The sequence below is a fragment of the Bradyrhizobium sp. UFLA05-112 genome (assembly GCF_053572325.1).
In genome coordinates, this window is sequence record NZ_JBANBK010000046.1 from 60852 (window position 1) to 66851 (window position 6000).

General features: G+C 63.1%; 8 protein-coding genes and 1 pseudogene. 1 reads left to right on the forward strand and 8 read right to left on the reverse strand.

What is annotated here, in order from left to right; translation table 11 throughout:
• Positions 1-295 precede the first annotated feature (295 nt).
• On the forward strand, positions 296-631 hold the full coding sequence (locus SO180_RS25005) for a hypothetical protein (protein WP_449381498.1): 336 nt from the start codon (positions 296-298) through the stop codon (positions 629-631).
• A gap of 40 nt (positions 632-671) precedes the next feature.
• On the opposite strand, the gene SO180_RS25010 is transcribed toward SO180_RS25005, so the two are convergent.
• The 8 genes and pseudogenes from SO180_RS25010 to SO180_RS25045 all read right to left on the reverse strand — a co-directional run.
• On the reverse strand, positions 672-1382 hold the full coding sequence (locus SO180_RS25010) for a hypothetical protein (protein ID WP_449381499.1): 711 nt from the start codon (positions 1380-1382) through the stop codon (positions 672-674).
• Between the two features lie 80 nt (positions 1383-1462).
• Positions 1463-1990: a P-loop nucleotide/nucleoside kinase family protein gene (locus SO180_RS25015; protein ID WP_449381500.1), complete on the reverse strand. Its 528-nt coding sequence runs from the start codon at positions 1988-1990 to the stop codon at positions 1463-1465.
• A 185-nt stretch (positions 1991-2175) separates the two neighbouring features.
• The gene (locus SO180_RS25020; RefSeq protein ID WP_449381501.1) at positions 2176-2775 is read right to left on the reverse strand and encodes a hypothetical protein; all 600 of its coding nucleotides are present in this window, start codon (positions 2773-2775) and stop codon (positions 2176-2178) included.
• Between the two features lie 77 nt (positions 2776-2852).
• The gene (locus SO180_RS25025; protein WP_449381502.1) at positions 2853-3050 is read right to left on the reverse strand and encodes a hypothetical protein; all 198 of its coding nucleotides are present in this window, start codon (positions 3048-3050) and stop codon (positions 2853-2855) included.
• 235 nt (positions 3051-3285) lie between these two features.
• Entirely contained in the window at positions 3286-4074 is a 789-nt protein-coding gene (locus SO180_RS25030; protein WP_449381503.1) for a fumarylacetoacetate hydrolase family protein, read from the reverse strand.
• Complete coding sequence (locus SO180_RS25035; protein ID WP_449381504.1) at positions 4074-5087, reverse strand: 2-dehydropantoate 2-reductase; 1014 nt, start codon at positions 5085-5087, stop codon at positions 4074-4076. The genes SO180_RS25030 and SO180_RS25035 overlap by 1 nt, the downstream gene beginning before the upstream one ends.
• Positions 5088-5192: 105 nt before the next feature.
• Positions 5193-5618 carry a CBS domain-containing protein gene (locus SO180_RS25040; RefSeq protein ID WP_449381505.1) on the reverse strand — a complete coding sequence of 142 codons (426 nt, stop codon included), beginning with the start codon at positions 5616-5618 and terminating at the stop codon, positions 5193-5195.
• Positions 5619-5807: 189 nt separating this feature from the next.
• A pseudogene (locus SO180_RS25045) lies at positions 5808-6000 on the reverse strand (oxalate/formate MFS antiporter); the annotation flags it as partial.

The following is a 6000-nucleotide window of genomic DNA, read 5'->3' on the forward strand; positions in this document are numbered from 1 at the left end:
CGCGGAGATCATGCTCAAGCGATAATCCAAAGCGCGATGACGATTCATCCCAATCTCATCGCGCTTTGATCGATCGCTGGTTACCCGCCACTTGAGCCCCGGTACAGCCGGGGCTTTTTTGTTGCACGAAACGCTTAGCCGGACTGCAGTGGCGATACCGCTGAAACTGGCTGCTGCTTGATCTGAATCAAAGGTCGTAAGACAGAGCTCTCGAACATGTGCCAATTCTGGAATTGCGAGCCAGGGGACTCTCCAATCGTGAAAGAAGCAAGCTGATATCATCCGAGGACTGGCGATGCTCAGGCTTTCTAAACCAGCTTGCTTCCTCGCTATTGTCATTGCGGTCGTCGTGATGACCGACAGCGAAGCGAAGGTGCTACGCAACAACACAAACTCGCCGATGGTTTTTGTGTTCAAGGACGCGGAGGCACTCAGCCGCTTCAACAGCCTGACGAATACCGGGTCTACCGATGAGAGTCCTCTCTTGCCGCTACTAATGTGCAAAACCCCGCAAGGCAGCAAGATTGAAGTTCTCGGTAGCGGCTATCGGACGGCATTCGTTCGCGTCGTCGATGGCAGCGCCGCTGGATGCGAAGGCACGGTTCCGCTTGACGCGGTGAGCGATCAATGAGGTGGGCCCGCCTGGGCGTTCCCTCCATCTACACGCGCCTTCACCTGTCGGCACTCAAGCGGAAATTCATCTCGATCTTCGCAGGCGAACCGCCGATCCCGGGACGCCAGGGCGAATAGCCCGGCGTGGGATCGGGATCGCGGGAGAGATCGAGCCGCCATGTCTCGGTGGCCGCATCGGGCAGAGTCAGGCTGACCTCGCGCCGGCTCGTCTTGTACGACAGCGCGGCGGTCGCGAGGATGACCTGGCGGTCGCCGTCGTGGCCGTGCCAGAGCTCGCCCACCGTCACCGGCGCGTAGCCGTGGCCTTCGTCGACATAGATCTGCACGTCGGTCCTGTCAGGCGGCAAGGCCATGCCGGGCGGCAGGCGGAATTGCAGCTCGAGCATCATGAAGCCGTGCGTGAGGTAGGGCGAGCGGATCAGCTCGTACCAGCCCCAATAGGCGAGGCCCGCGACGATCGTCACGACAGTCACGGCAACGGGGTAGGAGATGCGCGCCCGGCTCACCGCGCCCGGTACCGCCGCATCGTCCGACGGTACGCTCTCGCGGACGAGGCCGAACCTCGTGAACAGCCAGACGCCAACGATGAAGCCGGCGAGGCCGCCAAATGGTCCGATCTTGAAGAACGCGCCCATCGCGATGCCGCCGTCGCGGTCCGGCCCGCCGAGCATGACCACCAGCGCGGCAAGGCCCGACCAGCCGGCGAGTGCGCCGAGAAGACCGGAGAGGAGGCCGAGTATGAAGGACATGATGGCGATCTGCGGGGGTGACGATGTCTTTACCGGTGGCAGTGCCTTGTTTGTCGCGCTCTGCGACACTCGGGTTCGAGTCACTCGTCCCGGCGGTTCGCCCCGATGTGCTGCAGAATGCGAGCGATCAGGGAGTCTGTCGAACCATCCGCCGTGTCCAGGATGAGGTGGTCCCGGTCCCAGGCTTCGTAGGACCTGTTCACGACCTCGTCCCAGGTCGGGAGGATGTGGCCTTCGATATCGGACACGCGGGCTTCGATCCGGCCACGGTGAGCGGCGAGGTCACTGCAGATCAGTTCGATTTCGACAATCCGGGCAGAGGCTCGCTGGGCCGTTGCACGCCAGCCGCGCCGACTGGCAAGGACGGGATTGGCGCAATCGGCAATGACAACGCGGCCGAGTCTAAGATTCTCGAACGCGAGCGCGTTCGCGACGACGTAGCCGTACGCGCCAGGCTCGACGCCGCCCGCCCGCAGGCTCTGTTCGATAGCGTCAATGCGAAGGTAGGTCGCGCCGGTTTGTCTCGTCAGCTCCCGGGCTAGCGTCGTCTTTCCGGTGCCAGGCAGGCCGCTGAGCACCAGCAGCTGGGGCGTAGTGAATGCTGTCATGCCCCATGTTGGTTCGGCCGTTCAGTGCTGGCAATAGGCCGTGCATAACGAATCGCGAAGGGCGGTAGCGCGGGAGGATTGCGTAGGATGGGTAGAGCGAAGCGAAACCCATCGTTTCCTCTCACGAGCGAGATGGGTTTCGCTTCGCTCTACCCATCCTACCCATTGGGCATTGAAAATGCGCGCTACTGCTCCGGCGCGAGCTGGACCATCTGGCGGCCGGCGTTCATTTCCTTGAGTTTGTTGACGTACTCCTCGGGGCGCTGCCAGCGCATCGGGACTTTCAGTCCCATGAAATCGGCGATGTTGCCGATGAAGCCCGTGCAGTTCATCGTCTCGGCGTTCCAGAGCGGCGAGGAGTCCTGCAACTTCCTGATGTAAGCGAACACCCGCTTGGCGTCGGCCTCGTTCAGATAGACGCGGTAGCTCGCGGTCAGATATTCCGGATCGAGGTCGCCATAGCTCGCGCCGGTCTCCGATGGGACCGGGATGACGTGGCCGAGGGCGTAGGTGAGCGTGTCGCCCACGGGCGTCAGGCCTGCGACTTCGACGGCGCGCTCGCTGGTCTTGCCGTACCAGACGAAGGCATGTCCCCAGCTTGCCGCGGTCCTTGCCCTGAAGTCCACGTAGTACGGGCCTTTTGCCTGACCCGGCTTCGAGCGGGCAGGTGCGTCACGGGACGCAAGCGCATTCGCATCAGCGATGCGCTTGCGCGTCTCGTGGGCGGAAGCCGACTGGATCGCACAAACGAGCGAGAGGACTGCGCATCCCGCAAGGAGGCGCAATGCCGATCTCTGACGTGTGATTGCCACGCTTCGCCTTTCAGCCGTCGATAAAAGCAGATTTGGAGATGCGTGAGGCTTTAGTAGCGCGACACGATGGGGCCGGGCGCCTTGCCGATCGGAGCCTTTCCAATCGGTGATTTGCCGATCGGCATCTTGCCGATCGGAGCCGGCCCCTGAGGATAGACGGGAACGGGCTGCCGGTGCGGCAGATCCGCGGCGCTCGCGGCCGTCACCAGGGCAAGCGTTGCACCCATAGCAATCACGATTTTCTTCACTGGTAGTTCCCCTTTGAGATCAGACAAAGCACGACCGTAGCCTGCCGCGCTTCCCAAGCAAGTCGAAGATGGACGTCGGAATGCGTCCACAGTGCGGCGAACGCGCGGCGCGTTGGAGGTATATGTTTTGTGTGATGAAAATGACGCAGGGATCGCGGCAACTCGAAGCGATCGTCAGTCCGGGGCCGCGCTCTCCCGCATTCCGCTGCGCTCGATACGGGCTACGACGGTTCAGCTACAGCCGAAACTCGTTCGTGAGCTCGCCGATGCCGTCGATTGCGACGGTCACGATGTTGACGGGCTCCTTCATCACGCCGACGCCGACGGAGGTGCCCACGGCAATGAGGTCGCCCGGAAGCAGGGTCATGTCGTGCGAGATCTTGCTGACCAGCTCTTGCGCGCTGAAGATCATGTCGGAGATCGGATAGTTCTGCCGTTCGGCGCCGTTGAGGATGGTGCGCACGACGAGCTTCGCGGGATCGAGGCCGGTGACGATCACCGGGCCGAACGGGCCGTAGTCGTCGATGCCCTTGGCGCGGGCCCATTGCGCGAAAGTGGGATCGCGGGTGAGGATGTCGTTGGCGGTGATGTCGTTGACGCAGGTGTAGCCGAAGATGAAGGCGTCGGCCTCGGCTTTGGAAACGCGGCTGCAGGTCTTGCCGATGACGATGCCGAGCTCGCCTTCATAGGTGGTCTTGCCGTCATAGGAGGACGGGCGGCGGATCACGGCGCCGGGCGTCGTGATGCTGCTGGTTGCTTTCAACAGATACAGCGGCTCCGGCGGCTCGGGTTGATTGAGCTTTGCGGCGAGTGCGTGAAAGTTGTTCCAGAGCGCGACGATCTTGCTCGGCGCGCATGGCGCGAGCAGCTCCACTTCGTCGAGCGCCAGCACTTTGCCATTCGGCGCGTTGCGACCGAACATCTCGCCGTCATGAACGGCGATGCCGCTCGGCGTGAGCGTCCCGAATCCCGTCGCGCCATTATTGCGGAAGCGGAGCCATTTGCTCGGGCCGGCCGCGCTCATCACGCCACCGCCTTGGTTTCGGCCGGCACCCTGACGCCGTCATAGAGGCCGGCGATCCGGGCGCGCTGGCTGACCATGGCGAGCACGGAATCGAGCGCGGGCGTTGCGATGCCGGTCATGCGGCCCATTTCCTGGACCACAGTGACGAGCGGATCGATCTCCATCGGGCGGCCGCGCTCGAGATCCTGGAGCATCGAGGTCTTGTGCGCGCCGACCTTGCGGGCGCCCTCGATGCGGCGCTCGACGTCGACGCGGAACTTGACGCCAAAGGTCTCGGCGATCGCCTGCGTCTCCAGCATGACCGCGCGCGACAGCGCACGCGTCGCAGGATCGGTGCAGATCACGTCGAGGGTTGCGTGGGTCAGCGCACTGATCGGGTTGAAGCAGACGTTGCCCCACAGTTTCAGCCAGATTTCGTCGCGGATGCGGTCGAGCACCGGCGCCTTCATGCCGGCGGCGACGAAGAGATCGGCCAAGCGCTGGACGTCGCCCGTGATCTCGCCCGAGGGTTCGCCGAGCGGAAAGTTGTTGCCGTAGACGTGACGGATCACGCCGGGCGCCTCGATCTCGGTGGCGGGATAGACGATGCAGCCGATGGCGCGCTCCGCGCCCAGCTCGCGCCACTGCCGGCCGCCGGCATCGATGCTCTCGAGCGTCGAGTTCTCGTAAGTTCCGCCATGCCTGTAGAAGTACCAATAGGGGATGCCGTTGACCGCGGTGACGATGCGGGTGCGCGGCCCGAGCAGCGGCTGCATCTTCTCGATCACGCCGGTGATCGAGTGCGCCTTCAGCGTGACGATGATATAGTCCTGCACGCCGAGTTCGGCCGCGTTGTCAGTGCAGCGCGGATGCACCACGTGCTCCTCGCCGTCCATCAGCAGCGTGAGGCCACGCTCGCGCATGGCGGCGAGGTGAGGGCCGCGCGCAACGAGGCTGACGTCGGCACCAGCGCGCTTAAGCTGCACACCAAGATATCCGCCGATCGCGCCGGCGCCGTAGATGCAGATCTTCATAAAATCCTCGCGGGGAAGCTGAATCGGATTTTGGGCACGAAAGGTCCAGGCCGGCTCGGATGGTCCGAGCAGGGGTGGAAGTCACGGGTGGAAGTTGCTCGTCCGTCAGGCCGCGTGCGGCGTGCTGTCGGTGATTTGGTCGACGGCAGCGGCGATGTCGCGCATGCTGATGACGGAGATGAGGCTGTAGTCGTCGATGACGGGCAGGTGCCGAATGTGGTGCCGGTTCATCAGATGCCGTACGTGCTCGATCGTGTCGGAGGAGGTGCAGGAGACGAGCTGCTGCACCGAGACGAGCTGGGAGACCTTGACGTTGACGCCGTTCGCGCCGTGCTCGGCAACGGCACGCACCACGTCGCGCTCGGTGAACATGCCGACCGCGGTGTTGCCCTCGGAGCGGACGACGTCCTTGACCACCAGTGCGCTGATGTTGTTGGCCCGCATCAGCTTCGCGGCAATACCCACCGTTTCGTTCATACGCACGGTCACGACGCGCGATGTCTTCTTGCGCAGAATGTCTCCGACCAGCATTGCAACCTCCCTGGGTGAACGATCTGGAAATAGTCTGGTATACATTATGCCAATCGTCAAGCGCTGGATTTGGCACATACGAAAAATCTTGCGGCAGCCATGCTGACGTTTGTCCGGCGAGAGGAATTGACAAAAAGAAAGGGGCGCAATGCTGCGCCCCTTTCGATTGAATGTCGATGTGGTGGACGGCTATGCCGTCTTTGCGTTGCCCGTCGCCGCCTCGGTCATCTCGGCTTCCTTGCCGAGGATGAAGGAGCGCCGCAGCGGCTTGATCACGAACACGGCCATCAACGCCGCTGTCGCGTTCAGCGCAACTGCCACGACGAACACCGACTTCCAGCCATAGGTCGCCGAGATCACGCTTGCGAGCGGTACCAGCAGC

What these genes read in the sequence shown, in the direction of transcription:
- SO180_RS25005 (WP_449381498.1), top strand. Translation starts at nt 296, where the DNA reads ATGCTCAGGCTTTCTAAACCAGCTTGCTTCCTCGCTATTGTCATTGCG.
- SO180_RS25010 (WP_449381499.1), bottom strand. Translation starts at nt 1,382, where the DNA reads ATGTCCTTCATACTCGGCCTCCTCTCCGGTCTTCTCGGCGCACTCGCC.
- SO180_RS25015 (WP_449381500.1), bottom strand. Translation starts at nt 1,990, where the DNA reads ATGACAGCATTCACTACGCCCCAGCTGCTGGTGCTCAGCGGCCTGCCT.
- SO180_RS25030 (WP_449381503.1), bottom strand. Translation starts at nt 4,074, where the DNA reads ATGAGCGCGGCCGGCCCGAGCAAATGGCTCCGCTTCCGCAATAATGGC.
- SO180_RS25035 (WP_449381504.1), bottom strand. Translation starts at nt 5,087, where the DNA reads ATGAAGATCTGCATCTACGGCGCCGGCGCGATCGGCGGATATCTTGGT.
- SO180_RS25040 (WP_449381505.1), bottom strand. Translation starts at nt 5,618, where the DNA reads ATGCTGGTCGGAGACATTCTGCGCAAGAAGACATCGCGCGTCGTGACC.